The 24,989-nt window shown below is 54.1% G+C and carries 28 protein-coding genes; 3 read left to right on the plus strand and 25 right to left on the minus strand.

Annotated features, from left to right (window positions below):
• Positions 1–32 precede the first annotated feature (32 nt).
• The 5 genes from gyrA to cysM all read right to left on the minus strand — a co-directional run bounded on the left by gyrA (position 33) and on the right by cysM (position 6,891).
• A complete protein-coding gene (gene gyrA / locus EL386_RS08965) occupies positions 33–2,621 on the minus strand; it encodes a DNA gyrase subunit A (protein ID WP_126455442.1) in 2,589 nt (862 codons plus the stop codon).
• Positions 2,622–2,794: 173 nt separating this feature from the next.
• Complete coding sequence (mtnA, locus tag EL386_RS08970) at positions 2,795–3,838, minus strand: S-methyl-5-thioribose-1-phosphate isomerase (RefSeq protein ID WP_126455444.1); 1,044 nt, start codon at positions 3,836–3,838, stop codon at positions 2,795–2,797.
• Positions 3,838–5,175, minus strand: coding sequence for a 23S rRNA (uracil(1939)-C(5))-methyltransferase RlmD (rlmD, locus tag EL386_RS08975; RefSeq protein ID WP_126455446.1), 1,338 nt, complete (start codon positions 5,173–5,175; stop codon positions 3,838–3,840). The genes mtnA and rlmD overlap by 1 nt, the downstream gene beginning before the upstream one ends.
• Positions 5,176–5,215: 40 nt before the next feature.
• On the minus strand, positions 5,216–5,992 hold the full coding sequence (locus EL386_RS08980; RefSeq protein WP_126455448.1) for a 3'-5' exonuclease: 777 nt from the start codon (positions 5,990–5,992) through the stop codon (positions 5,216–5,218).
• Positions 5,993–5,997: 5 nt separating this feature from the next.
• A complete protein-coding gene (cysM, locus tag EL386_RS08985) occupies positions 5,998–6,891 on the minus strand; it encodes a cysteine synthase CysM (protein WP_126455450.1) in 894 nt (297 codons plus the stop codon).
• Between the two features lie 112 nt (positions 6,892–7,003).
• Between cysM and EL386_RS08990 the strand changes: the two genes are divergently transcribed.
• Both EL386_RS08990 and EL386_RS08995 read left to right on the plus strand, forming a co-directional pair.
• Positions 7,004–7,339, plus strand: a complete 336-nt coding sequence (locus EL386_RS08990; RefSeq protein WP_172597678.1) for an Hpt domain-containing protein — start codon at positions 7,004–7,006, stop codon at positions 7,337–7,339.
• Between the two features lie 42 nt (positions 7,340–7,381).
• Positions 7,382–7,876 (plus strand): hypothetical protein, encoded by a 495-nt coding sequence (locus EL386_RS08995; protein ID WP_126455458.1) that lies wholly within the window; start codon positions 7,382–7,384, stop codon positions 7,874–7,876.
• Between the two features lie 393 nt (positions 7,877–8,269).
• Here the strand turns inward: EL386_RS08995 and acpS are convergent, their stop codons facing one another.
• The 14 genes from acpS to rpoE form a co-directional block, all read right to left on the minus strand.
• A complete protein-coding gene (gene acpS / locus EL386_RS09000; RefSeq protein WP_126455460.1) occupies positions 8,270–8,659 on the minus strand; it encodes a holo-ACP synthase in 390 nt (129 codons plus the stop codon).
• The gene (gene pdxJ / locus EL386_RS09005; protein ID WP_126455462.1) at positions 8,656–9,450 is read right to left on the minus strand and encodes a pyridoxine 5'-phosphate synthase; all 795 of its coding nucleotides are present in this window, start codon (positions 9,448–9,450) and stop codon (positions 8,656–8,658) included. The genes acpS and pdxJ overlap by 4 nt, the downstream gene beginning before the upstream one ends.
• Positions 9,447–10,181, minus strand: coding sequence for a DNA repair protein RecO (gene recO / locus EL386_RS09010; protein WP_126455463.1), 735 nt, complete (start codon positions 10,179–10,181; stop codon positions 9,447–9,449). Before recO ends, pdxJ begins: the two co-directional genes overlap by 4 nt.
• Before the next feature lie 4 nt (positions 10,182–10,185).
• Complete coding sequence (gene era, locus EL386_RS09015; protein WP_126455465.1) at positions 10,186–11,091, minus strand: GTPase Era; 906 nt, start codon at positions 11,089–11,091, stop codon at positions 10,186–10,188.
• Positions 11,084–11,758: a ribonuclease III gene (gene rnc, locus EL386_RS09020; RefSeq protein WP_197722044.1), complete on the minus strand. Its 675-nt coding sequence runs from the start codon at positions 11,756–11,758 to the stop codon at positions 11,084–11,086. Before rnc ends, era begins: the two co-directional genes overlap by 8 nt.
• Positions 11,755–12,129 (minus strand): DUF4845 domain-containing protein, encoded by a 375-nt coding sequence (locus tag EL386_RS09025; protein WP_172597679.1) that lies wholly within the window; start codon positions 12,127–12,129, stop codon positions 11,755–11,757. The genes rnc and EL386_RS09025 overlap by 4 nt, the downstream gene beginning before the upstream one ends.
• A gap of 20 nt (positions 12,130–12,149) precedes the next feature.
• Positions 12,150–12,947 (minus strand): signal peptidase I, encoded by a 798-nt coding sequence (gene lepB / locus EL386_RS09030; RefSeq protein ID WP_126455469.1) that lies wholly within the window; start codon positions 12,945–12,947, stop codon positions 12,150–12,152.
• Between the two features lie 20 nt (positions 12,948–12,967).
• Positions 12,968–14,761 (minus strand): translation elongation factor 4, encoded by a 1,794-nt coding sequence (gene lepA / locus EL386_RS09035; protein WP_126457301.1) that lies wholly within the window; start codon positions 14,759–14,761, stop codon positions 12,968–12,970.
• Positions 14,762–14,843: 82 nt separating this feature from the next.
• Entirely contained in the window at positions 14,844–15,119 is a 276-nt protein-coding gene (locus EL386_RS09040) for a glutaredoxin family protein (RefSeq protein ID WP_172597680.1), read from the minus strand.
• Positions 15,109–16,542: a DegQ family serine endoprotease gene (locus EL386_RS09045; protein ID WP_126455471.1), complete on the minus strand. Its 1,434-nt coding sequence runs from the start codon at positions 16,540–16,542 to the stop codon at positions 15,109–15,111. The genes EL386_RS09040 and EL386_RS09045 overlap by 11 nt, the downstream gene beginning before the upstream one ends.
• Before the next feature lie 2 nt (positions 16,543–16,544).
• Entirely contained in the window at positions 16,545–17,033 is a 489-nt protein-coding gene (locus tag EL386_RS09050) for a SoxR reducing system RseC family protein (protein ID WP_126455473.1), read from the minus strand.
• Positions 17,034–17,042: 9 nt separating this feature from the next.
• Positions 17,043–18,020: a MucB/RseB C-terminal domain-containing protein gene (locus EL386_RS09055; protein WP_126455475.1), complete on the minus strand. Its 978-nt coding sequence runs from the start codon at positions 18,018–18,020 to the stop codon at positions 17,043–17,045.
• Entirely contained in the window at positions 18,017–18,655 is a 639-nt protein-coding gene (locus EL386_RS09060; RefSeq protein WP_126455477.1) for a sigma-E factor negative regulatory protein, read from the minus strand. Before EL386_RS09060 ends, EL386_RS09055 begins: the two co-directional genes overlap by 4 nt.
• Positions 18,652–19,245 carry an RNA polymerase sigma factor RpoE gene (gene rpoE, locus EL386_RS09065; protein ID WP_126455478.1) on the minus strand — a complete coding sequence of 198 codons (594 nt, stop codon included), beginning with the start codon at positions 19,243–19,245 and terminating at the stop codon, positions 18,652–18,654. The genes EL386_RS09060 and rpoE overlap by 4 nt, the downstream gene beginning before the upstream one ends.
• Positions 19,246–19,417: 172 nt before the next feature.
• On the opposite strand from rpoE, the gene nadB reads away from it, so the two are divergent.
• The gene (gene nadB / locus EL386_RS09070; RefSeq protein WP_126455480.1) at positions 19,418–21,046 is read left to right on the plus strand and encodes an L-aspartate oxidase; all 1,629 of its coding nucleotides are present in this window, start codon (positions 19,418–19,420) and stop codon (positions 21,044–21,046) included.
• On the opposite strand, the gene EL386_RS09075 is transcribed toward nadB, so the two are convergent.
• From EL386_RS09075 to sdhC, 6 genes are read right to left on the minus strand one after another with little or no spacing between them, the layout of a single operon-like run.
• Positions 21,043–21,510 (minus strand): hypothetical protein, encoded by a 468-nt coding sequence (locus EL386_RS09075; RefSeq protein WP_126455482.1) that lies wholly within the window; start codon positions 21,508–21,510, stop codon positions 21,043–21,045. The two genes, nadB and EL386_RS09075, sit on opposite strands and share 4 nt — an antisense overlap.
• Positions 21,473–21,736, minus strand: coding sequence for an FAD assembly factor SdhE (locus tag EL386_RS09080; RefSeq protein ID WP_126455484.1), 264 nt, complete (start codon positions 21,734–21,736; stop codon positions 21,473–21,475). Before EL386_RS09080 ends, EL386_RS09075 begins: the two co-directional genes overlap by 38 nt.
• On the minus strand, positions 21,733–22,425 hold the full coding sequence (locus EL386_RS09085) for a succinate dehydrogenase iron-sulfur subunit (protein ID WP_126455486.1): 693 nt from the start codon (positions 22,423–22,425) through the stop codon (positions 21,733–21,735). The genes EL386_RS09080 and EL386_RS09085 overlap by 4 nt, the downstream gene beginning before the upstream one ends.
• A gap of 1 nt (position 22,426) precedes the next feature.
• Positions 22,427–24,190: a succinate dehydrogenase flavoprotein subunit gene (gene sdhA / locus EL386_RS09090; protein WP_126455488.1), complete on the minus strand. Its 1,764-nt coding sequence runs from the start codon at positions 24,188–24,190 to the stop codon at positions 22,427–22,429.
• Complete coding sequence (gene sdhD, locus EL386_RS09095; protein WP_172597681.1) at positions 24,190–24,534, minus strand: succinate dehydrogenase, hydrophobic membrane anchor protein; 345 nt, start codon at positions 24,532–24,534, stop codon at positions 24,190–24,192. Before sdhD ends, sdhA begins: the two co-directional genes overlap by 1 nt.
• Complete coding sequence (gene sdhC / locus EL386_RS09100; protein WP_126457303.1) at positions 24,531–24,908, minus strand: succinate dehydrogenase, cytochrome b556 subunit; 378 nt, start codon at positions 24,906–24,908, stop codon at positions 24,531–24,533. The genes sdhD and sdhC overlap by 4 nt, the downstream gene beginning before the upstream one ends.
• Positions 24,909–24,989 lie beyond the last annotated feature (81 nt).

Below are 24,989 nucleotides of genomic sequence, written 5' to 3' on the forward strand. Positions count from 1 at the left end.
CATTGAGAAAATATTATTATTAAGCTATTTCACTATTCACCAGCAGGGCTGTCAGCACCGGCAAGACCGACAGCATCAACCTCATCATCGCCATCCTGAACATCTTCAATACGTTCAAGACCCGAGAGACTTTCACCTTCACCCAGGCTGATCAGGCGCACACCCTGGGTATTACGCCCAACAATGGAAATCTCCTCGACCTTGGTACGTACCAGTGTGCCACCACTGGTAATCAACATGATCTCGTCGCCCTCACCAACCAGCGTTGCAGCGACAACATTACCATTACGTTCCGTAGTCTGAATGGCGATCACACCCTGACCACCACGACCATGTACCGGGAAGTCATCCATCTCGGTACGCTTGCCGTAGCCCTTCTCGGTGGCCGTCAGCACATGACCTTCGTCAGCGATAATCAGTGAAATGACACGCTGACCTTCCTGCATCTTGATCCCGCGCACCCCGCAGGCGGTACGGCCCATCTGGCGCACAGTCGATTCGTTAAAGCGCACTGACTTGCCCGCACTGGTAAACAACAACACATCGCGTTCACCATCGGTGATATCCACACCGACCAGCTGATCATTATCACGCAGTTCAATGGCGATAATGCCATTGGCGCGTGGCCGGGAGAAATCTTGCAGACTGGTCTTTTTCACCGTGCCGCTGGCGGTGGCCATGAAGATGAACTTATTTTCTTCATACTCACGTATCGGCAGGATCGCGTTAATGCGTTCGCCCTCATCCAGCGGCAGCAAGTTCACAATCGGTCGGCCACGCGAGGTGCGGCTGGCCAAGGGCAATTCAAAGACCTTTTTCCAGTAGACCTTGCCACGACTGGAGAAGCACAACATGGTGTCGTGCGTACTGGCGATAAACAGCTTGTCGACAAAATCTTCTTCCTTGACCTTGGTCGCCGCCTTACCCTTACCACCACGGCGCTGTGCGCGATAGGAAGACAGCTGCTGTGCCTTGATATAACCTTCATGCGACAGCGTCACCACCACATCCTCTTCGCTAATGAGGTCTTCAAGGGTCAGGTCTTCATGGGCATCGAGAATTTCAGTACGACGTTCATCACCATACTGTTCATTCATCGCCACCAGTTCTTCGCGGATCACCTCCATCAGGCGATCAGGATTATTCAGTATCTCGAGATACTCGGCGATGTTATCGAGGATCTCCTGGTATTCTTTGAGGATCTTGTCCTGCTCCAGCCCGGTCAGGCGATGCAGGCGCATCTCGAGGATCGATTGCGCCTGTATGGGTGAAAGATGGTAACCATCTTCACGCATACCGTACTCGTCACCGAGGTCGTCAGGGCGAGACGATGAGGCACCGGAGCGTTCCAGCATGCCCGTCACATCACCAGGCTGCCAGACTTGTGACACCAGCGCCTCTTTTGCCTGGGCGGGGGTCTTCGACGCCTTGATGAGCGCAATCACCGGGTCAATGTTTGCCAGGGCAACAGCCAGCCCTTCCAGGACATGGGCACGATCGCGCGCCTTGCGCAGGTCATAGACAGTGCGACGGGTAACGATTTCACGACGGTGACGAATGAAGGCATCCAGTATCTGCTTCAGATTCAGCAGGCGTGGCTGGCCGTCCATAAGCGCGACCATATTGATACCGAACACGGTCTGCATCTGGGTTTGCTGGTAAAGGTTGTTGAGCATCACATCGGCCGGCTCACCACGGCGCAGTTCGATGACCATGCGCATGCCGTCTTTATCCGATTCATCACGCAGCGCGGTAATGCCTTCAAGTTTTTTATCGCGCACCAGCTCGGCGATCTTCTCGAGCAGGCGTGCCTTATTCACCTGGTACGGCAACTCAGTAACAATAATCGTCGATTTGTCTTTTTTCTCGTTGTACTCAATCTCGGTACGTGCGCGCACGTGGACGCGGCCACGACCGGTCCGGTAGGCCTCACGGATACCCCGCGCGCCATTGATGATGCCGGCCGTCGGGAAATCCGGTCCCGGGATATGCTGCATCAGACCGGGAATATCCGTATCCGGCGCGTCGATCAGCGCCAGACAGGCATTAATGACCTCGGTGAGGTTATGCGGCGGGATATTCGTCGCCATACCCACGGCAATACCGCTGGAACCATTAATCAGCAGGTTCGGGATCTTGGTCGGCATGACCGCCGGCTCAGACTCGGATTCGTCGTAGTTGGGGACGAAATCGACGGTTTCCTTGTCCAGGTCGGCCAGCAGCTCATGCGCAATACGCGCCATGCGCACCTCGGTGTAACGCATCGCGGCCGGTGAATCACCGTCCACCGAACCGAAGTTACCCTGGCCATCGACCAGCATATAACGTAACGAAAACGGCTGGGCCATGCGGACAATGGTGTCATACACGGCGGTATCACCATGTGGGTGGTATTTACCGATCACATCACCGACCACGCGGGCGGATTTCTTGTAGGCCTTGTTCCAGTCATTGCCCAGCACACTCATGGCGTAGAGCACACGACGGTGAACCGGTTTCAGGCCGTCGCGAACGTCTGGCAGGGCTCGCCCGACGATGACGCTCATGGCGTATTCCATGTACGACTGTCGGAGTTCGTCTTCTATGTTGACGGGCAGTATTTCGCGCGCGATATCGTCCATTAGACTGTCTGCTTATCCTGTAATAATTCTTTTATTATTCAGCAACTTGTAAGCCCTGCGTAAGGGGCCGGCCAAGCGGCAATATAAGCCGCTAATAATACCATACCGCGGGGATAAAGGGCAGTTTCGATCAGGCTTTTAGCCTATGCTAAGCACTTGTAAAACGTGAATTTTCAGGAGGCCATGAGGGCGGCCATTTTCGCCGCATCGGGCCGCTCGACCACGCCCTTTTCGGTGACGATGGCGTCAATCAGCGCGGCCGGGGTGACATCGAATACCGGGTTCCAGGCCCCGCTACCCTCGGCGGCCACCACCTGCTTGTTGAGGGACAGGATCTCGGCGCCATCACGGGCCTCAATGGGGATATCGGCGCCGCTCGCCACGTTCATATCGATAGTCGAGGTCGGTGCCACGACCATGACCTTGAGGCCGTGGTGTTTGGCGAGGATGGCCCCGGCATAGGTGCCGATCTTGTTGGCGACATCGCCATTGGCGGCAATACGGTCAGAACCGACAATAAACCACTGTACGGCACCCGTCTGCATCAGCGCCGCGGCTGCGCCTTCGACGATCAGCGTCACCGGGATGTGGTCCTGCAGCAATTCCCAGGCGGTCAGGCGCGCGCCCTGCAGCCAGGGCCGGGTCTCATCGGCATAGACCTGCCTGAGCTTGCCCGCCGCACTGGCGCTACGGATCACCCCTAACGCGGTGCCATAGCCACCGGTCGCCAGCGCACCGGCATTACAATGTGTTAACACACCGGCGTTGGCATTGATCAGGGCCGCACCCAGCTCACCCATTTTTTTATTCGCGGCGATGTCCTCCTCGTGAATCGCAATCGCCTCATCCAGTAACACGTTGACCGGGTTAGCGGAAAGACTCGCCATACGCTCACGCATACGTCCAATGGCCCAGAATAAATTAATTGCCGTCGGTCGTGAGGCGGCAAGATATTGCAAATCAGACTCGATTAGAGATCTCCAGTTTGCCGCGTCTTCACGATAGCGTTGCCCTGCCGCCAGCACAATCGCATAGGCGGCGGTGATACCAATCGCCGGTGCGCCACGCACAACCATATCCGTGATCGCATCAGCGGCCGTTTTGACATCGGTGATATCGAGGTAGACGACTCGCTGCGGTAACAGCCGTTGGTCCAGCAGGCGCAGATGATCGCCTTCCCAAAGGATCGCTTGTGTATTATCACTCGATGTCATCATTATTTAACCCGTTCAAAGACTGCAATCGATTCAACATGCGCCGTATGCGGAAACATATCCATGATCCCGGCGCTGACTAATTTATAACCCTGATGGGCTACCAGTTCACCGGCGTCGCGCGCCAGGGTTGCGATATTGCATGAGACATAAACAATCCTCTGCGGTTTGAGTTTTTTCATGCGTTCAACAACTTCCCATGCACCACTACGTGACGGGTCAAGCAATAATCGATCAATAGGCTCATCGGCCGATGGCTCATCGGCCGATGGCACATAGGTTGTCAGGTCTGCTGCCAGGTAGTCAACATTCATAATGCCATTACGCTCGGCATTCTCTTTTGCCCGCGCTACCAGGGCCTCACTACCTTCGATACCGACCACCTTGCGTGCCTTACGTGCCAGCGGCAGACTGAAGTTACCGATACCGCAAAACAGGTCCAGGACATTGTGTTCAGGTTTAAGCTCGAGTAACTCAATGGCCCGCGCCACCATCTGGTGGTTAATGCCATAGTTCACCTGGGTAAAGTCGGTGGGTAGAAAATCCAGCTCAATATTATATTCCGGCATGGCGTAATACAGACGTGAATCCTTTGGCCATAATGGATAGGCCGTACTTGAGTTACCCGGTTGCAACCAGACCTGAACATTGAACTGTTTTGCGAAGGCTATTAATTTCTCCTGATCACCCTCAGCAAGTTCGATAAGGTTACGAAACACCAGTGTGGTGAGTTCATCCCCCACCGCAACCTCGATCTGTGCAATGGACTGATAGGCATCGAGACTACGAACAAGGGCCTGCAGGTCTTCGATATGCTGACCGACCGATTCATGCAGCACCGCGCAGGAACTCATATCCGTCAGAAAACCGCTGCTGCGTTCACGGAAACCCACCAGTAACTTGTCTTTTTTGACCACGAAACGCACACCGAGGCGCGCCTTGCGCCGGTAACCCCATTGTTCGGCGGTTATCGGCGGCAGGATATTTTCTACTTTTAACTTGCCGATATGCAGAAACTGATCGATTAAAGTGGATTGTTTATGCGCAAGCTGCGCCTCGGCAGACATGTGCTGCAGGCTGCAGCCACCACACACGCCAAAGTGCGGACAGGCCGGTTCAACCCGATCGACCGATGGTTTGATGATTTCAACGGCACGGCCCTGATCAAAAGCCTTACGCTGCGAGGTATAGATAAACATCACCTCTTCACCGGGCAAGGCGTTATCGATAAACACGGCCTTGCCCTCAAGGTGGGCAACACCACGCCCCTCATGTGAGAGTGATTCAATCTCGGCGCGAACCGGGGTAATGGGAAGTGTCTTTTTTCTGCGGCGGGCCATAAATATCAGTCAGGGGTAAAAAATGTAACAGCGAAGGAAATCAGGATGCGTGCCAGGCACGTTCAAACTCAAGCAGGTGCCCGGCTGTGGAGTGCGCCAAGACTTCACGCAGCAACGCACACTCGGCCCTGTACTCTGCTTCAAGCAGATTGCCGCGAATCAATTCAAAGCGCAGGTAAACTAAATACGTATTCAATACATCGGTCTCACAGTAATTGCGGATGGCAGCCATCTCACCATTGCGGAAGGCGTCCCATACCTTGGAGCCATCCATACCCATCTTGCCGGGAAAACCAAGCATGGTCGCGATCTCATCCAGTGGCGCATTGGCGCGCGGCTGGTAACCCGCCACCACGTCCATCAGGTCGGTATGCCGTGAATGATAACGGCTGAGATAGTTGTTCCAACGGAAACTTTGATCATTATCCCCTGTCTCCCAGTAACGCGGCGCACTCACGCCGTGCAGCAAGGCACGGTAATTTAATACCGGCAAGTCAAAGCCCCCGCCATTCCATGAGACCAGTGTCGGGCTGAATTTTTCGATGCCATCAAAGAAATGCTGGATCAATTCCTTTTCGTCCGCGTCACTCTCACCGAGTGACCAGACCTTTACCGCGTTGCCGGAACGAAACACCGCCGCGATCGCAACAATGCGCTGCAGGTGCAAACGCAGGAAATCCGAACCGCCAGTCTCCTGGCGGCGCTTGTGAAACATAATGTTGGCGACTTCCTTATCGGTCAAGCCATCCAGGTCGTACAGGCGACGACCGCTTTCCACATCGGGAACGGTTTCAATATCAAAGACAAACACATTCATGGTGATTACTCGGCGGGAAAGACGTCGGTGGAAAGATAACGGTCGCCACGATCGCAGATGATGCTGACAATCACGGCATTTTCGAGCTGCTGTGACAGGCGCAGGCTGGCGGCCACCGCACCCCCGGAAGAGATACCGGCAAAGATGCCCTCCTCTCTCGCCAGTGCCCGTGTCGTCGACTCGGCCTCTTCTTGAGTTACATCAATGATCTGGTCAACTCGCGAGGCCTCGTAGATCTTCGGCAGGTATTCCTTCGGCCAGCGACGGATCCCCGGGATCGATGAACCCTCACTCGGCTGCACGCCGACGATCTGGATAGCGGGGTCCTGCTCCTTGAGAAAGCGCGAGGTGCCCATAATGGTACCGGTGGTGCCCATGGCGCTGACAAAATGTGTAACCTGCTGCTCGGTATCGCGCCATATTTCAGGACCGGTGCCCTCGTAGTGGGCCAGCGGGTTATCCGGGTTCGAGAACTGGTCTAATACCTTGCCCTGGCCTTCGGCTTCCATCTTGCGGGCCAGGTCGATGGCCGCCTCCATACTGCCCTCACGCGGGGTAAGGAGGATCTCGGCGCCGTAAGCCCGCATCGTCGCCCGCCGCTCAATACTCATGTGTTCGGGCATGATCAGCACCATGCGATAGCCCTTCATCGCCGCGGCCATCGCCAGGGCAATGCCGGTATTGCCACTGGTCGCCTCGACCAAGGTATCTCCTGGCTTAATATCCCCCCGCGCCTCGGCATGGCGGATCATGCTCAGCGCCGGCCGGTCCTTGACCGAACCGGCGGGATTATTGCCCTCAAGCTTGACGAGGATGGTGTTCGAGGTCTCACCCGGCAGGCGTTGCAGGCGCACCAGCGGCGTATTGCCAACAAAATCTTCAAGTGTTCGATAAGTCATGGACGCATTCTAACTGAAAACCCTGCCCGGTGGCAGACGGGCTAACTGGCAAAAACCGTCCGCAGGCGGTATAAATACTCCTGTCAGGATGACATGGAAACGGGGGAACAACATGGAAACAACTACACCAATCTACGATAAGGACCTGTCGCTGCAACTCGCCGGCGGCAAGCCCGATCTCGCCGAGCAAATGCTCGGCATGCTGCTTAGAGACTTGCCACAACTCTGTGAACAAGCCAATGTCGCCGCCGCCGCGAATGATAATGAGGCCCTGTTCCGCTCCGTGCACAAGATCAACGGCTCCACACGCTATTGCGGTGTACCAGCACTCGGCGAGGCCGCCGATGAACTTGAGTTAGAGATCAAGGCTGGAAGTACTGATATCACCGCCGCTATACAACGATTGAATGAAGAAGCAGAAAGGCTGATTGCTCTGAAAAAACAATAAAGGGTACAACCCCCTTTAGTTTGTAAAAAATGGAGATTCTCAATGGGTGATGAAACAAATGATAAAGTAAAAATAACTTTCGAAGAATCCATAAATGAACAGAGTCGTCATTTTTTAGACCATATCACACCTGAGAAAATCAATCTTGACCGAACTTCTGCCTATGCTGTATCTGCTATTTCATTTGCCACAATACTGGCACTTCTACAAATAAACAATTTACCCACAGCACTACATGTTTCAGTATTATTTTTTTCTCTAGCTATTCCAATTCTAATATTCTGCGCATTACTGAATGAAGCATTTCTTTGGTTGGGAGAAAAATCATATGAATATTACAAAGGAATGCATAAGCGAAAAGGTTTTTTTGTTATTACTTTATCTGGATATGCTCTTTTTGGATTTGGTTACTTTTCCATAATTTGGCATATATCGATATTAGCGTTTGCGATTTCATGTATTGCAATTTTCTTGTTGGTTCCAACATATAACTATTTGATGCATCAGATATCAAAATCATTAGATACTAAAAAGTAATAAAGGGGTCAGAGCACTTGATGGATAGGTTTTTGACCCCTTCGATGCAGCCGAGCCGCGCAGGAAATTTCCGGAAAATCACGCGCAGTCGACCCCGTTTGTAGGCGCAATCGGAACGAAGTGGAGATTGCAATAAGCCGTTAAGCAAACGGGAGGAGTCTGCGCGTGCCGGAAATTTCTGAGCAGTGAGGGAACTCATGTATTCAGTGATAACTGAATATATGAGCAAATCGCAGGGCGCACTTTCTTTGGTTAGCTTTCTTTGTGCGAGCAAAGAAAGTAACTCGCGCGCGGGTGGCGCGAAAAGAACAATGGCTTTTTAAAATTTAGAAGCTCATAAAATAAAAAAATAATACCACCTCACCCTAACCCTCTCCTTGAAGGAGAGGGGATCTAAGGTGTCGCCGACGTCATAAGAGTTACAAACGCCACCGCATGATCATCTTCATCGGCGATGCTGATATACGCCTCACCAATGCCCAACTCATCACACAGTTCTTCCGCCCGTGCGGAAAATTCCAACACCGGCTTGCCATTGGCATCGTGCCCGACACCGATATGCGTCAGGCTCATACCACGACTAAAACCAATACCCATGGCCTTGGCGGTCGCCTCCTTGGCCGCGAAGCGCTTGGCGAGGAAGTGTGCAGGGGATTTGCTGGCGGAAAAATCGCTTAGCTCATTATCGCTAAGGATACGGTGGGCAAACTTATCGCCATATTCCTGCAAGTTATCCTGCATACGCCCAACGCGCACGATGTCAGTGCCGACACCGAAGATCACGAGGCCTTACTCGCAAGTGCCTGCGCGCGCGCATCAACCATGAGACGTTTCATTTCACGCACCGATGCCTGCAGACCATTAAACACGGCATGGGCAATAATCGCATGACCGATGTTCAACTCACGCACATCGAGCAGGGCTGCGATAGGTTGTACATTTTCATAATGCAGGCCATGACCGGCATTCACATGCAGGCCGGCCTTCACGCCCGTATCAACGGCATCACGAATGCGTTCAAACTCGACCTGGCGTTCAGTCTCAGTTTCCGCATCGGCGAAGCGTCCAGTATGGATCTCGATCACAGGTGCACCGACCTCGGCGGCGGCCTCAATCTGCGCCGCATCGGGGTCAATAAATAGTGATACCCGTATGCCCGCCTCCGTCAGTCGCAGGCAGGCCTCACGCATGCGGGTCAACTGGCCCTTCACGTCCAGGCCACCTTCGGTGGTCAGTTCCTCGCGACGTTCCGGCACCAGGCAACACTCCTGAGGGCGATATTTCTCGGCGATGAGCAGCATCTCGTCGGTGACAGCCATCTCCAGGTTCATGCGTGTCTTTAATAGGCCGCGCAGTATGTCGACATCACGTTCCTGGATATGCCGACGGTCTTCGCGCAGGTGCAGGGTAATAGCATCGGCACCGGCCTGCTCGGATTCTATCGCGGCCTGAACCGGATCGGGGTAAGTCGTACCTCGCGCCTGGCGCAGGGTCGCGACGTGGTCGATATTCACACCAAGCAGGATTTCATTATTATGCGGAGTGCCTTGGGCCACGCGATAGTCCTCGTTCATTCAGTGATGGATTGCGGTTTAGCCTGATTATATAACATTCGGCTTTGCAAAGGTTTATCGCCGAGGTATTGACGTAATATCGCCCGCATCAGGCGTTTACTGTCACGCAGGCTGGTGGCATCGGCCAGTTCATTACGGGCCAGGGACAACAGGCTTTGCCCGGAGATGATCGGCCCCGAGGCGGGCCGACCGATGGCTCGCGGCACCGGGCCACGCTCCGGTTCATAACAATATTCACCGTTCGCATCGATGACTTGACCGCTATCTGCCTCACACTCCAGCATCAAGCCATAACCGAGTTCCTGTAGTAAGGATTTCTCAAACAGGCGTAAGACACGTTCACTGGCGGTTGCCGTAGTCGCTAAGGGGATATCCTGCAGAGCTTGTCGATACAAGGCATAGACTTCCTCGTGGGCATCATCACGCTGCAACAGGCGCATGAGTAATTCATTCAGGTAAAAACAGCTTGCGTAGTCCACCCCGTTCACCGGGCTGACAAAACTATCTGCCTCGACCTGGGTCAGGGTGTAAAGCTCGCCCCTGCCCGTCCAGGAGATCAATAAGGGCCGGAAAGATTGCAACAGGGCATTCTTCTCTGAACGCGGACGACGTACACCACGGGCGACCAGGCCGATACGGCCAAACTCGGGGGTAAAGGCCTCGACGATCAGACTGGTGTTACGAAAATCACGTCGATGCAGGACATAGGCAGGCTGCAGGTCAACACGCATAGTGCTAACTGTCTTCCGAATAACCCAGGCTACGCAGGGCGCGCTCGTCGTCCGACCAGCCTTCGCGCACCTTGACCCAGAGACGCACAAAGACCTTGGTCTCGAGCATCTTTTCCAGTTCTTCGCGTGACTGGCGGCCGATCTCCTTGAGCATGGCACCACCTTTACCGATCACAATGGCCTTTTGCCCGGGGCGTTCGACCCAGATCACCGCGCCTATCGTCAGCACCCCATCATCCTGTTTGTATTCTTCGATCTCAACTGTCAGGGCATAAGGCAACTCCTTTCCCAGACGACGTATCAGTTTTTCACGAATAAGCTCAGCGGCGACAAAGCGCATACTACGATCGGTGATCTGATCCTCAGCAAAAAAGAATTCCGAGTGCGGCAACATGGTCGCCAGTTGCTGCTCCAGCACGTCGATATTTATACCCTTAGTTGCTGACAAGGGGATAATATCCTTGAATGACATCTTCTCATTCAAGTCGGCAAGTAACGGTAACAAGGCCTCCTTGTTTGTCAGCCGATCAACCTTATTCACCGCCAGCACCACCGGTGCGTCGGCCTGCTTGAGTTTTTCCAGTACCAGTTCATCATCTTTTGTCCAGCCGCCGGCCTCGATAACAAAGACGATCACATCCACATCGAGAATGGTCGTAGTCGCTGCACGATTCAGGTAACGGTTCATGGCATGTTTGTTATCGACATGCATGCCCGGCGTATCAACAAACACATATTGCACATCATTGGTGGTTTTTATACCCATAATGCGGTGACGTGTCGTTTGCGGCTTACGTGAGGTAATGCAAAGTTTTTGTCCGATTAGACGATTGAGCAGGGTTGACTTGCCTACATTGGGACGACCAACCAGGGCAATATATCCACAGCGGGTGGCGGGCAACTCAGTCATTGACGATAGCTCCCAGTATCTTGCTGGCAGCGGCCTGCTCGGCCTTGCGGCGACTACTGCCCTGTGCACGCACGGCCTGCTCCCCCTCCACCCGGCATTCAACCGTAAAGGTCTGCGCATGCGCCTCGCCGGCGATATCAACCACTTCATAATCCGGCAGGGCCTGCTGACTGGCCTGAAGGTATTCCTGTAAACGTGTCTTCGGATCCTTCAGCGCGGTTTCAGGTGAGGTCATCGCTATGCGCGAGGAAAAGTGTTTGAGAATAATACGACGACAGTTTTCAAAACCACCATCCAGATAAATGGCGCCGAGTATGGCCTCAAAGGCATCGGCAAGAATGGATTTGCGACGAAAACCACCGCTTTTCAATTCACCCTGTCCAAGCCTGATCACATCACCCAGTTCAAAAGAACGGGCGACCTCCGCCAGGGTATCACCCTTGACCAGACTGGCACGCAGGCGGCTCAATTCCCCTTCGCTGGCACTGGGAAAACGCCTGAACAACTCTTCGGCTATCACCATACCCAGCACCGCATCACCGAGAAACTCCAGGCGTTCATTATTATTCTGGGTGACACTGCGATGCGTCAGTGCCGTTTCAAGCAGGCCTTCATCACCAAAACGATAATCAAGATGACGTATCAGCTTATCCAGCGATGCTATCAATTACCGATTACCTCGACAGACTCATCAAACTCGGCGATCAGGCTTAATGGGCCAAAGAGTTTGGTCTTTACATCGTATTTGACCGATACCGTCAGCACACCCCCACGTTGGGTAATGGTGATATCCTTGCGTGTGGCATTCTTTACATCGTTAATCTGAAAACGATTGGTAATCAGGCGCAAAATTTCTGCCTTGGGCTTTTTCGTCACCTGGGGCTCGTTCTTCAACGACTCAAGCGATGAGACCACACTGAATTTTTCTATATAAATCGGGAACAGACGCAGGCCGATAAGCACAAAAAAAGCTATCAGGCCAAGAATAATCAGCCAGCCGATACCTGTGACACCTTGTTGTTTTTTTAATGTTTGCATGATCACACCCTCTTTTGTCATTACTTTATAGATGTACCAATTCGACCCCAGCGAATTCGCTCACCGGAGAACCAGCCCTTTGATGCATCGGAACTGAACCAAATCATCTTTGCCCTGCCAACCAGGTTCCTCTCGGGCACGTAACCCCAGTAACGGCCATCGTTACTGTTATCACGATTGTCACCCAGCGCCAGAAACTGCCCTTCGGGTACGGTAAACTCATAGGCACGGTCCGGTGCCTGCGGGCAAACGTAGATCCGATGCGCCACGCCGGGCAGATTTTCAACACGTTCAATGGCCTTGTAGCCACCACACTGCCCCGCGACCTCAGCCTGGGTCTCCTGGGAGACAGGCTCATTATTAATATAGAGCATTTTGTTCATATAAAGTATGTGATCGCCCGGTAGACCTACGACACGCTTGATGTAATTGGTTTCATTATCACGTGGATAGCGAAATACCATCACATCACCGCGCTGGGGACTGTCGACATCAAAGAGCTTTGTATCAATGACGGGTAAACGGACCCCGTAACTGAATTTACTGACAACAATAAAATCACCCACCAATAGCGTTGGCTTCATCGAACCCGAAGGTATCTCGTAGGGCTCGGCCACAAAGGAGCGCAACAGCAGCACAATAAAAAACACCGGGAACAAGGAGCGCGCATATTCGACTACAACCGGCTCGCTCGCTGCCTCTTTTCCAGACTGAATGTCGGCCGTAACCGCCTTTGCAAAAAACACTCGATGTAATGCCCAGATAGCCCCGCTTGCAGCGGTTAGCGATACCAATAAAAGCTCAAAATCAAAATCCACCTGGCAATCTCCTTAGCCTGTTACTTCTTACTTACTTTCAATACTGTCATAAAGGCCTCTTGTGGGATTTCCACAGAACCGACCTGTTTCATGCGGCGTTTACCGGCTTTTTGTTTTTCAAGCAGCTTGCGTTTACGTGACACGTCGCCACCATAACACTTGGCGGTCACATTCTTGCGCAAGGCCTTTACATTGGAGCGCGCTATGATATTCGAGCCAATCGCTGCCTGTATAGCCACATCAAACATCTGTCGCGGAATAATCTCGCGCATTCTTTCAACCAGATCACGGCCACGTGCCAGACTCTGCCCCCGGTGCACAATCGCGGAAAGCGCGTCAACACGCTCGCCATTAATCATCACATCCAGCTTGACCACATCGGCGTACTGGAAACGATCAAAATGATAATCCATTGAGGCAAAACCACGACTGACTGACTTTAACCGGTCAAAAAAGTCCAGCACCATTTCATTCATCGGCATTTCATAGCTCAAGCTAACCTGATTACCCAGATACTGCATCTTTTTCTGCACGCCGCGTTTCTCAATACAGAGGTTAATCACATTCCCCACATACTCCTGTGGTGTAAGGATATTCGCAACAATGATTGGTTCGCGGATCTCCTCAATGTAATTGGCCTCAGGCAAGGCGGCCGGGTTTTCTATCTTCAGTATCTCGCCCTTGGTAGTCAGCACTTCATAGACCACGGTGGGTGCAGTGGTGATTAACTCCAGATTGTACTCACGCTCGAGTCGCTCCTGAATAATCTCCATATGCAGCATACCAAGGAAACCGCAGCGAAAACCAAAACCCAGTGCCTGGGATGTTTCGGGCTCAAAATATAGCGAGGCATCATTCAGGCTCAATTTCTGCAAGGCCTCACGGAAGTCTTCGTAGTCTTCCGTGCTAATGGGGAACAGGCCGGCAAAGACACGAGGCTGGACCTTTTTGAAACCCGGCAAGGGCTTGCTTGAAGGATTATCTGCCCGGGTCAGGGTGTCACCGACCGGGGCGCCGGCGATTTCCTTGATACCGGCGACCACATACCCCACATCCCCAACTTCGAGAGATTCCGTCTCAATACGCTTGGGTGTAAACCTGCCAACCTTATCAACGAGAAAATCCCGACCCGTAGACATGATTCGCACCTTCTGTTTCGGCCTGAGACTACCGTGCATGACACGGACCAGCGACACCACGCCGAGGTAGTTATCAAACCAGGAGTCGATAATCAGTGCCTGCAGTGGTGCATCGGGGTCGCCTTCAGGCGGCGGGATACGCGCAATCAGTTGCTCGAGGCAGTCCTCGACACCGACACCGGTCTTGGCGCTGACGCGCACGGCATCTTCGGCCTCAATACCGATGATCTCCTCGATTTCCTTAATCACCCTCTCCGGCTCGGCTGCCGGCAGGTCGATCTTGTTCAGCACCGGTACCACCTCCAGGCCGAGGTCGATGGCGGTATAACAATTGGCGACACTCTGTGCCTCCACGCCCTGCGAGGCATCGACGATCAACAGGGCCCCTTCACAGGCCTCCAGTGAACGGGAGACCTCGTAGGAAAAATCGACGTGCCCGGGGGTATCAATAAAGTTCAGGTGATAGGTCTGGCCATCGCGTGACTTGTAATCAAGTGAGACGCTCTGTGCCTTGATGGTGATACCCCGCTCACGCTCGATATCCATGGAATCGAGGACCTGCGACTGCATCTCCCGGGCACTCAGCCCCCCGCAGACCTGGATAAAACGGTCAGCCAGGGTCGATTTACCGTGGTCAATATGGGCGATAATGGAGAAATTGCGGATGTTCTCCATTTTCATGGGATTCTTACCTGGTAGGGTTCTGGCATAAGGACACAATAAAAAACCGGCGCCCGACAGGCGCCACATGGGGGGATTATAACTGATTCAGGCTATGGGCTAAATGCTCATGTAGCCTCTTGGGGTCAAGAAAATAGTGGCAAATCTCCAGCTCGCCGTCCTTGAGCACCGGCACCAGCCTGCCATAGGCCTCGGCGAGGGCCGGGTCGCTATCCACATCGAGCCTTTTCAGGACGAAACCCCACTCGCGTTGAAAATCGAGCAAGGCCTCCTCCATGTCTTCACAGAGGTGGCAGCCACTGCGGCCATACAGGGTCAGATTGATGGCCGCAGCACGGGCATCACTCGTCATTCGTGATTTTCAGGGCCAGGAAGACCGGACCGCTACGGGCGCGATGCACCAGCACCGGCACAGAACGGTTTTCCGGCAGTGCTTTCACCAGTTTTTCAAAATGCTCAACATTCTTGATATCTTCATTGTTCAGCATCTCGATGATGTCACCCTGGCGTATGCCGGCGCGCGCAGCAATCCCGCCTGACTGGCTCACCAGTACCCCGCCTTTGGCAATTTCGCGTTTTTTGCGCTGGGCATCGCTGAGGTCCGTAACGGTAAGACCAATACGGTTTTGTTTGCTGGTCTTGGGTTTGTCTGAGGCGACGCGTATCTCATCATCCCCGGGTAACTCACCAATCACGACCTTCAATGTCCGTAACTTGCCCTGGCGTAAGACACGCACGGGCACAGCAGTATCGATGGGTGTGCGCCCGACCAGCGGCGGCAGGTCCTTGGAATGGTCAACTTCATCACTGTTGAATTTGAGGATGATATCGCCAACCTCGAAGCCGGCCTTGGCAGCCGGACTATCCGGCAGAACACGTGACACCAGCGCGCCATGGGGTTTGTCCATGCCAAATGACTCTGCCAACTCAGCGGTAACATCCTGAATGAGGACACCCAACCAACCACGTGTCACATGGCCCGTGTTCTTTAACTGGTTTGCCACATTCATGGCCACTTCGATCGGGATCGCAAACGACAAACCCATGAAGCCGCCGGTGCGGCTATATATCTGTGAGTTGACCCCAACCACCTCACCATCGAGATTAAACAGTGGGCCACCCGAATTACCCGGGTTAATGGCTACATCGGTCTGGATAAACGGTACGTAGTTTTCGCGCGGCAGGCTACGTCCCTTGGCACTGACAATACCCGCTGTTACCGAGTGATCAAAACCAAAAGGTGAACCAATGGCCAACACCCACTCACCGACCTTCAGGTCCTTGGACTTACCCATCTTTACCGTGGGCAGACTGCTGGCATCGATTTTTAACAAGGCCACATCGCTGCGCTCATCGCTACCCACTACCTTGGCGGAAAATTCACGACGGTCACTCAGGCGTACAATCACTTCATCCGCATCACGTATCACATGGTTGTTGGTCATCACATAACCATCATCAGAGATAATAAAACCGGAGCCCAGTGACTTGGCATCCCGCTCCTGTGGTGAATTGCCTTCATCATCAAAAAAGTGACGGAAAAAATCGTTAAAGGGGCTGTCTTCGGGCAAGTCCGGTATCTGTAAATTTTCCGGTATGCGAGGGTGACGCTTAATCTTTTGCGTGGTACTGATATTCACCACGGCCGGGCTATTTTTTTCAGCCAGTTGTGTGAAGTCCGGCAGATTGCGCGCCTGTACTTGCGACCAGGCAAACAGGCCAAGCATCCCCAGTACGATATTGAACACAAAGGCTTTGCCAGGAAATACTTTCATGATTACTCCAGAGTCAACTTGGTTACTGATTGTTTCGGTGCCGGGTCAGCGACGCGACGTAAAATCACTGGTCGGAAACGTGCGTCTATTAGCGCACGTTTGGCATAGCCCTTCAACCAGTATAGCCCCAACATAAAGCCGACGACCCCGCCAAGGATAGCGGCAGTTTCCGTAGCCATCCACTTATCCGCAAGCAAATTTTCAGAGAGTGCTGCGAATAGCAGCAGACTCAGCAACGGCAACATATATACGGCAAAAGAACCCTGCAAAAGACTACTCTCCTCCAGCCCGAGGATAACTTCATCACCCAAACCCAGCCCTGGCACAGTGGTTACGGCCAATCGACTATGACGTTGACCGGTAAAACGTTCCAGCAGGGAAGAACCACAGGCATTCTTTGCAGAACAACTGCCACAGGTGGTCTGGCGTTGTGTTTCTACCCAGGTTGTTTCAGCTTCGATAGCGACAATTCGGGCATGCTCTTCAATCATAATGAGGCACTACGGCTTTTGCTGATGGTTAACTGAATCACTGATTAATTTTACGGTTGAGGGCGGCACCTCGCCTACGGCGGTGACATGATAATCGCCCATAATACGTCCATAGGCATTGACCGCACCCATCGTCGATGACCCCTGCAGGATATCCTTCTCGGTATCAAGCTTTTCGATATAGATAGATACCCATGCCAGGCCATCTGTATAAACGAGGTGCTCAACAGGCATGCGGTTATCCGGTAGGTGATGCATATTACGGTGTGACATCATAAAGCCCTTCGGTAACTTGCGGGCCTGCCAGCCATCATCCATCGGCATGGGCGCGTTGCGTTTATCGTCCTTGTCCGTCACCCAGGTGTATTCCGTACCACTAATATTCGGTTTGAGCCGCTGTTCATCCAGGCTTTCATACAAACGCAGGTCCGTAAACATAATTTGCTCAATGGCATTACCCTTCGTATCCAGTAATTCCGATCGCAATAATAACTCAAAGGCATCATCTATCCAGAGACGGTAACCGTAACGAAAATTATCCCTTGGACGAATCATCACGCGCCGTGCCTGGCGCGAGGCAACACGCTCATAACCTTCGAAAACAAAGTCGTAATACTCACCAATCTGACTCAGATCGCTTGGGATAGAGGGCAACTTGGTTTCGGGGCCATGGTTATCCACCACCACAGAACGGTTATCCGGCAGGATGCAGATGACCTTATCATTATTCCTGATGACTTCGCGCGCGACACCGTTAAGTGACACCATGCGCTCACGTTCACCTTTACTGTCTGATTTGTGAATAACATGCACGGCTTCCATTTGGTCACCATGACGGTATACAAACGTACCTTCGTAGTTCAGGGTTTCACCTGCACGACTTACGCGGCTCAACCACTCACGTACGGTATCAGAGGTAATCTTCTCCATCGCCGAGGCACTGGCGAAATTGATTGAGAGCAACAGGAATACTACAACACGTTTCATCGTAAGGCATTTTCCACGGCCGGTTTATATTCAATGGCGGCTGTTCCCTCATCGGCCTCATCGGCTACCGGCCTGTCACGGCCGGCGGTGACAATCGGCGCAAAGGGCAAAGCACCCCGCACGGCCGTTGAATAGCCATTATGATTAACCAGATAACTGTTCAGTTTGGAAACCACCGCAGGGCGATCATCTGACCAGTTGCTACTGTTGACGCGCAACCACTGTTGCTCAACCGCCACCGGCGCTGTGCTGGCGACTTGCTGGTTAGTGGGTGCGAAGACCTGCCCGCCCGGTTGAATCGTCAATACCGCAACAGCGGTCACCGTGGCGGCAACGGCCATGCCGGCGACCTGCTTGAAGGTAGCCGATAGCGGTTGTCTTTTCAGTCGTGGCGCGAGAACGGTAGCCTCTTTTGCCAAGGCGGCATGAATACCCGGCAACAGCCCTCCACCAGCACCTGTACTCGCCTCACGGCGCAGGGCACTGCCCGCCTGCTGATAACGCAACCAGCGGGAACGCAGTTCGTCATTATCAAGCATTTTGTCGATTAGGCGATCGGCCTCAGCCGGCTCGAGTTCGCCATCCACTAAGGCAGAAAGTTGCTCATCATATGGTGTCATAGCACTACCCTTCATAACTCATAATCCTCGCCCTCCAACATCGGGCGAATACGTGTATCAACGGCCTCACGGGCCCTGAAAATGCGTGAGCGTACGGTGCCCACCGGACAATCCATTGCCTGCGCAATATCGTCATAACTCATGCCTTCCAACTCGCGCAACATAATCGCGGTGCGCAGGTCTTCCGGCAGGGCCTCAATGGCCTGGTACACCGCTTGCTCCAACTCGTCCCTGTGCAGCAACCTTTCCGGTGTATCGTATTCCTTTAGACCATGTGCGCCGTCATATTGTTCAGCGTCGCTGGCCTCAATATCATCACGCGGCGGTCGGCGACCCTGCGCGACCAGATAATTCTTCGCGGTATTGATGACAATGCGGTAAAACCAGGTATAAAACGCACTGTCACCGCGGAAATTCGCCAAGGCCCGGTAGGCCTTGATAAAGGCCTCTTGGGCAACATCCTGCGCCTCGGCCTGATCACGTACGTAACGCGAGATCAGGTTCAGTGCCTTTTGCTGGTATTTCAGCACCAGCAAATCGAAGGCCCGCTTGTCACCGCCCTGAACCCGCGCTACCAGCGCGCTGTCCGCATTCTTCTCGCCCATCCGGGCCTTCCCCTTTATTCGTTGGTAGCACTGCTCATCTACCTGTTACATAGACCTTTTTCAGGTATATTAGTTCGCCAGCATGAGACTTTTATTATATTCTCATGCCCTACAGCCTTGGAAAACCGGAATTTCATGACCCAGCCTGGCGTTCAGGCCCCAAATCCAGCCAATGAGCACACAGTATACACATGATGTCCTGATTATCGGTGGTGGTATCGCCGGTCTTAGCCTCGCCCTGCGCCTCGCCGACCGGGTCCGGGTTGGGCTGATCGCCAAGGGTCCGCTAACTGAAAGCGCCAGCCTCTATGCTCAGGGGGGTATCGCCGCCGTGCTCGATAATCAGGATTCCATCGATGCCCATGTCGAGGATACCCTCAACGCCGGTGGTCGCCTCAGCGACCCCGAGGTGGTACGACAAGTCGTCGAACACGGCGCCGACAGCGTCCAATGGCTGATCGACCAGGGTGTACTGTTTACGCGTGAACCCGGCGAGGACGGTTCCGGCGGTTACCACCTGACACGCGAGGGTGGGCATAGCCGCCGCCGCGTCATCCATGCCGCCGATGCCACCGGTCGTGCCGTGGAGACCACACTCAGTGAGCGCGTCGGTGCCCACAAGAATATCACCCTGTATGAACACCATATCGCGGTTGACCTCATCACCAGTGCCAAGCTCGACCTGCCCGGCAACCGCGTACTCGGCGCCTATGTGCTAGACCGTAACAGTAGTCATGTACAGACCTTCACCGCACGCAGTGTGGTCCTCGCCACCGGCGGCGCCAACAAGGTCTACCTGTACACAACCAACCCGGACGTCTCGACCGGTGACGGCATTGCCATGGCCTGGCGCGCCGGTTGCCGTATCGCCAATATGGAATTTATCCAGTTTCACCCGACCTGCCTCTATCACCCCAAGGCCAAGACCTTCCTCCTCACCGAGGCGATTCGCGGCGAAGGGGGCAAACTGCGCCTGCCGGACGGCAGTCGCTTTATGGAACAGTTTGATAAGCGTGCAGAACTCGCACCACGCGATATCGTTGCCCGCGCCATTGACCACGAGATGAAGTGCCTGGGTATCGACCATGTCTGCCTCGATATTAGTCATAAACCCGCTGAATTTATCCGCGGCCATTTCCCGAACATTTATGCGCGCTGCCTGGAGTACGGTTATGACCTGACCGCAGAACCCGTACCCGTGGTACCGGCTGCCCATTACACCTGCGGCGGTATCATGACCGATATACACGGCCGTACCGATGTTGATGGCCTGTATGCCATTGGTGAAACCGCCCATACCGGTCTGCATGGCGCCAACCGCCTGGCGAGTAACTCCCTGCTCGAGTGCCTGGTATTCGCCGAGGCCGCCAGCAAGGATATACAACGTGCCATTCCACAATGGGGTTTGTCGAAACACATCCCGCCATGGGATGAAAGCCGGGTTACGGATTCTGATGAAGAGGTCGTGGTCAGTCACAACTGGGATGAACTGCGCCGCTTCATGTGGGACTATGTGGGTATTGTACGCACAGACAAGCGCCTGCAACGTGCCAAGCGCCGCGTCGACCTGTTAAACAGTGAAATTCATGAATACTATGGCAACTTCCGCGTCACCAATGACCTGCTGGAGTTGCGCAACCTGACCCAGGTGGCAGACCTCATCATCCGCAGCGCCATGCAACGCAAGGAAAGTCGTGGCCTGCACTACACCCTCGACTACCCGCAGACCAGTAGTGAATATGCCCACAGTACCATTCTCGTCCCCGATAATTATCAGGCCCCTGCGGCACAGATTGCCTAGGCCAGTTTCCCCAGTTCACTATCACGCAGGCCCTTCAGCCTGACACGAAGACGACGCAGGATATCTTTGTCGGCGCTATCACTTAACAACGGCACGCTGAGATACCAGGGCCACTGCCCCAGCCTGAAGTTCAAGACGAGTAACCGGGGATGCACGTAACTGCCCTTGCGCAATACCGCCGGCAGCTGACATCCATCCGCCATAGCCAACAGGTATTCGTTATTAGTGGTTACGGTTATCTCGGTCACAGCATAGCCCCCCTTTAGCACAACATGGTGGGACAACACATGCACAAGGCTCAGGAGCAACAGTGGCACAGCGGGAAGCACATACAGGCCAAATCGCACAGACAACGGCCAGAGCATGAACAGGCCAAGCGCATGCATGCCAGTCAGCAGTATCGCCAGTTGCCGTGAGCGACGTCGCTTAAGGTGCAGCGCAGCGTCGGATCGCCTCGATGACATGATTGATATGCACCTCCCTGTGTCTTTGTCTGCCCATCAGGTATTCGAGCAGTTCGGTATCCGGACAATCAAGCAACGCGTTAAAACTCTGTTGGCCTTGTCTATCGAGCGCAGCGTAACCCCGCTCAAGGAAACCCTGTAACAGGGTATCGAGCTCGAGCATGCCACGTCGACACTGCCAGTACAGACGCGCATGCGCCGCTGAGGCGGTATCGGCTGTCATCATAACGACTTCTTCAGCATGCCCTGCTTGATCCGGCCGATGGCCTGGGTCGGGTTCAGACCCTTCGGGCAGACCTCGGCACAGTTCATAATACTGTGACAGCGGAACAGCTTATAGGCATCATCAAGCATCGTCAGACGTTGCTCAGTGGCCTGGTCACGACTGTCGACGACAAAACGACAGGCCTGCAACAGGGCCGCCGGACCAAGAAAACGTTCCGGGTTCCACCAGAAGGAGGGGCAGGCCGTTGAGCAACAGGCGCAGAGGATACATTCATACAGGCCGTCAAGTTCCTCACGCTGGGCCGGGCTTTGCAGACGCTCGACCTCGGGTTCCGGTTCGTCATTCTGTAACCAGGGTTTAACGGCACGGTACTGTTTATAGAACTGCGAGAGGTCGACGATCAGGTCACGGATCACCGGTTGCCCGGGTAAGGGCCGCAATATCACCTTGTTGCCCAGTGAAGAAACCGGGGTGATACAGGCCAGGCCATTACGACCATTGATATTCATAGCATCCGAACCACACACGCCCTCCCCGCACGAACGGCGGAAGGATAAACTCTCATCCTCTTCCTTGAGCAGGTTGAGTGCCTCGAGCAGCATCATGCCATCCTGCACGGCCAGTTCATATTCCTGCATGCGTGGTGTGCTATCCGTCTGCGGGTCATAACGATAGATAGAAAAACGCATCTCAGTACACCCGTTCCTTGGGCGGGAAGGTCTCCACCGACATAGGCTTTGTATGTACCGGTTTGAAATCCAACTGCCGGCCATCTTTATAGAACAGGGTATGCTTCAGCCAGTTCACGTCATTTCGTTCTGGATAATCCATACGTGAATGCGCACCGCGACTCTCCTGGCGGGCCAGTGCCGAACACACCGTTGCGATGGCGACATCCATGAGATTTTCCAGTTCCAGTGCCTCGATGCGTGCCGTGTTAAAGGCCTGACTATGGTCCGTCAGCCGGGCATCGGGCAGTCGCGCCTCGATAGCGAGTACCTTGTCCAGACCTTCCTGCAGGACCTCTTCGGTACGGAAGACCCCACAGTGTTGTTCCATGACCCGTTTTAGTTCGTTACGCAGACCGGCGACCGACTCCCCCTCGCCCTTTTGCTGCCAGCGTTGCAGACGCTGCATGGCCACGTCGATACTCGACTCCTGCAACTCACGGTGATGACGGTTTTCAGTCAGGTACTGCTTGATATGGTTGGCCGAGGCCCGCCCAAAGACCAGGATGTCCAGTAGCGAATTACCACCCAGCCGATTCGCCCCGTGTACCGAGACACAGGCACATTCGCCGGCGGCGTACAGGCCTGGCACCTCTTCTTCCGGCCCGGAGGATACCGGGATCACCACCTGGCCATGGCGGTTGGTCGGGATCCCGCCCATGGTGTAGTGAGCCGTGGGAAAAACCGGGATCGGTTTATCGGCCGGGTCAATATTCAAAAACGTCTGTGTCATATCACAAATACCCGGCAGGCGCTTGTGCACAACCTCGCGACCGAGGTGATCGACCTTTAACAGGATGTGATCCTTGTTCGGCCCACAACCACGGCCTTCGCGTATCTCGACAGCGATGGCCCGACTGACCACGTCACGACTGGCCAGGTCCCTGGCCTTCGGCGCGTAGCGTTCCATAAAACGCTCGCCCTCGCCATTGATGAGATAACCACCCTCACCGCGCGCGCCCTCGGTGATCAACATGCCCTTGCCGGCCATACCGGTCGGGTGGAACTGGAAAAACTCCATGTCCTGCATTGGGATCCCGGCACGCAACGCCATGCCCATACCGTCGCCGGTATTGATCATGGCATTGGTCGAGGTACGGAAGATCTGCGCCGCCCCGCCGGTGGCCAACAACGTGGTCTTGGCCTCGATCACCATGGGTTCACCCGTGGCAATGTCCATGATCAGTGCGCCAAGGATATAACCTTCGTCATCACGCAAAAGTTCGATGGCAAAATATTCATCAAAAAAGTGGGTGCGGGCGGCGATATTTTGTTGATACAAGGCATGCAGGATCGCATGACCGGTCCGGTCTGCGGCGGCACAGGTTCGGGTCGCCTGCGCACCACCAAAATTCTGACTCTGGCCACCAAACGGACGTTGATAGATCCGGCCATCATCCTTGCGCGAAAACGGTACACCCATGTGCTCGAGTTCATAGACGATGCGCGGTGCCGCCCGACACATATATTCAATCGCATCCTGATCACCGAGATAATCACTGCCCTTGACGGTATCGAACATGTGCCAGTGCCAGTTATCCTCGGTCACATTACCGAGTGAGGCATTTACCCCGCCCTGAGCGGCCACAGTATGGGAGCGGGTCGGAAAGACCTTGGAGACCACTGCGACCATGGCCTCGTCCTGGGATAACTGCAAGGCAGCACGCAGACCCGCACCACCGGCACCAATCACCAGCGTATCGAACTTGCGCCGGACCAAACTCATCAGACCACCCCACTATTAACGAGCAAGATCGACCAGGCCCAGAGCAACTGGCTGATCAAGATAATCGCCGTCATGCTCAGCAGCAAGAAACGTAGGCCCAGCGCAGACACATAATCCACCAGGATATCGCGCACACCGACCCAGGCATGCAGACAAAGGGCAAGGAAAAACAGGGCAAAGAGCAAGGCGATAACGGGTTCGGCCAGCAGCCCTCGCCAGGCCAGGTAGTCACGACTAGCCTGTTGCCACATATATAAAGGTATAAACAGCACAAACAAGGCCAGGTATATAGCCGTGACCCGCTGTAACAACCAGGCGCGAAAACCGCTCAAGCCCCCCGTCATAGACACCCCCAGAGTAACACCGTCGTCAACAGCGCCAGAGCATTGACCAGCCATGCCGTCAGCCTGGCCTGGCGGCGCTGGATACCCCACTCAAGGTCAAGCAATAAAAACCGCAAGCCGGCAAACAAATGGTGGAATATGGCCCACAACAACACAAATGCCAGCAGCCTGGCCGGCAGGCTGGTAACCAGTAAAGCCAGTAGTTGATTAAAACGCTCGGCACTGTGCAGGGATTCCTGCAGGACATAGATAAGCCCGGGCAGGATCAGGAATAATATTGCACCGGAAAGGCGGTGCAGAATCGACAGGATCGCCGTGACGGGCAGATGGATCTGTAACAGGTTCAAAAAGACAGGTGCACCCGGTTTATTCATGGTGTTATAGGTATTTTCCTGTTCCAGCAAGTCTGGTAACTATAAGCAGCATAGCGCGACCATTTAGCTTGTGCAATGCGG

This window comes from Sulfuriflexus mobilis (assembly GCF_003967195.1).
Taxonomy (GTDB): Bacteria; Pseudomonadota; Gammaproteobacteria; order AKS1; family AKS1; genus Sulfuriflexus; species Sulfuriflexus mobilis.

What these genes read in the sequence shown, in the direction of transcription:
- lepA (WP_126457301.1), bottom strand. Translation starts at nt 14,761, where the DNA reads ATGGAGAACATCCGCAATTTCTCCATTATCGCCCATATTGACCACGGT.
- EL386_RS08980 (WP_126455448.1), bottom strand. Translation starts at nt 5,992, where the DNA reads ATGAATGTGTTTGTCTTTGATATTGAAACCGTTCCCGATGTGGAAAGC.
- EL386_RS09060 (WP_126455477.1), bottom strand. Translation starts at nt 18,655, where the DNA reads ATGAAGGGTAGTGCTATGACACCATATGATGAGCAACTTTCTGCCTTA.
- EL386_RS09085 (WP_126455486.1), bottom strand. Translation starts at nt 22,425, where the DNA reads ATGCGTTTTTCTATCTATCGTTATGACCCGCAGACGGATAGCACACCA.
- sdhD (WP_172597681.1), bottom strand. Translation starts at nt 24,534, where the DNA reads ATGACGGGGGGCTTGAGCGGTTTTCGCGCCTGGTTGTTACAGCGGGTC.
- rpoE (WP_126455478.1), bottom strand. Translation starts at nt 19,245, where the DNA reads ATGGGCGAGAAGAATGCGGACAGCGCGCTGGTAGCGCGGGTTCAGGGC.
- sdhA (WP_126455488.1), bottom strand. Translation starts at nt 24,190, where the DNA reads ATGAGTTTGGTCCGGCGCAAGTTCGATACGCTGGTGATTGGTGCCGGT.
- EL386_RS09050 (WP_126455473.1), bottom strand. Translation starts at nt 17,033, where the DNA reads ATGATTGAAGAGCATGCCCGAATTGTCGCTATCGAAGCTGAAACAACC.
- EL386_RS09055 (WP_126455475.1), bottom strand. Translation starts at nt 18,020, where the DNA reads ATGAAACGTGTTGTAGTATTCCTGTTGCTCTCAATCAATTTCGCCAGT.
- nadB (WP_126455480.1), top strand. Translation starts at nt 19,418, where the DNA reads ATGAGCACACAGTATACACATGATGTCCTGATTATCGGTGGTGGTATC.
- mtnA (WP_126455444.1), bottom strand. Translation starts at nt 3,838, where the DNA reads ATGATGACATCGAGTGATAATACACAAGCGATCCTTTGGGAAGGCGAT.
- EL386_RS08995 (WP_126455458.1), top strand. Translation starts at nt 7,382, where the DNA reads ATGGGTGATGAAACAAATGATAAAGTAAAAATAACTTTCGAAGAATCC.
- sdhC (WP_126457303.1), bottom strand. Translation starts at nt 24,908, where the DNA reads ATGAATAAACCGGGTGCACCTGTCTTTTTGAACCTGTTACAGATCCAT.
- EL386_RS09080 (WP_126455484.1), bottom strand. Translation starts at nt 21,736, where the DNA reads ATGATGACAGCCGATACCGCCTCAGCGGCGCATGCGCGTCTGTACTGG.
- EL386_RS09045 (WP_126455471.1), bottom strand. Translation starts at nt 16,542, where the DNA reads ATGAAAGTATTTCCTGGCAAAGCCTTTGTGTTCAATATCGTACTGGGG.
- EL386_RS09075 (WP_126455482.1), bottom strand. Translation starts at nt 21,510, where the DNA reads ATGTCATCGAGGCGATCCGACGCTGCGCTGCACCTTAAGCGACGTCGC.
- era (WP_126455465.1), bottom strand. Translation starts at nt 11,091, where the DNA reads ATGACTGAGTTGCCCGCCACCCGCTGTGGATATATTGCCCTGGTTGGT.
- EL386_RS08990 (WP_172597678.1), top strand. Translation starts at nt 7,004, where the DNA reads ATGGAAACAACTACACCAATCTACGATAAGGACCTGTCGCTGCAACTC.
- pdxJ (WP_126455462.1), bottom strand. Translation starts at nt 9,450, where the DNA reads ATGAACGAGGACTATCGCGTGGCCCAAGGCACTCCGCATAATAATGAA.
- gyrA (WP_126455442.1), bottom strand. Translation starts at nt 2,621, where the DNA reads ATGGACGATATCGCGCGCGAAATACTGCCCGTCAACATAGAAGACGAA.
- recO (WP_126455463.1), bottom strand. Translation starts at nt 10,181, where the DNA reads ATGCGTGTTGACCTGCAGCCTGCCTATGTCCTGCATCGACGTGATTTT.
- cysM (WP_126455450.1), bottom strand. Translation starts at nt 6,891, where the DNA reads ATGACTTATCGAACACTTGAAGATTTTGTTGGCAATACGCCGCTGGTG.
- rlmD (WP_126455446.1), bottom strand. Translation starts at nt 5,175, where the DNA reads ATGGCCCGCCGCAGAAAAAAGACACTTCCCATTACCCCGGTTCGCGCC.
- EL386_RS09040 (WP_172597680.1), bottom strand. Translation starts at nt 15,119, where the DNA reads ATGACGAGTGATGCCCGTGCTGCGGCCATCAATCTGACCCTGTATGGC.
- EL386_RS09025 (WP_172597679.1), bottom strand. Translation starts at nt 12,129, where the DNA reads ATGCAAACATTAAAAAAACAACAAGGTGTCACAGGTATCGGCTGGCTG.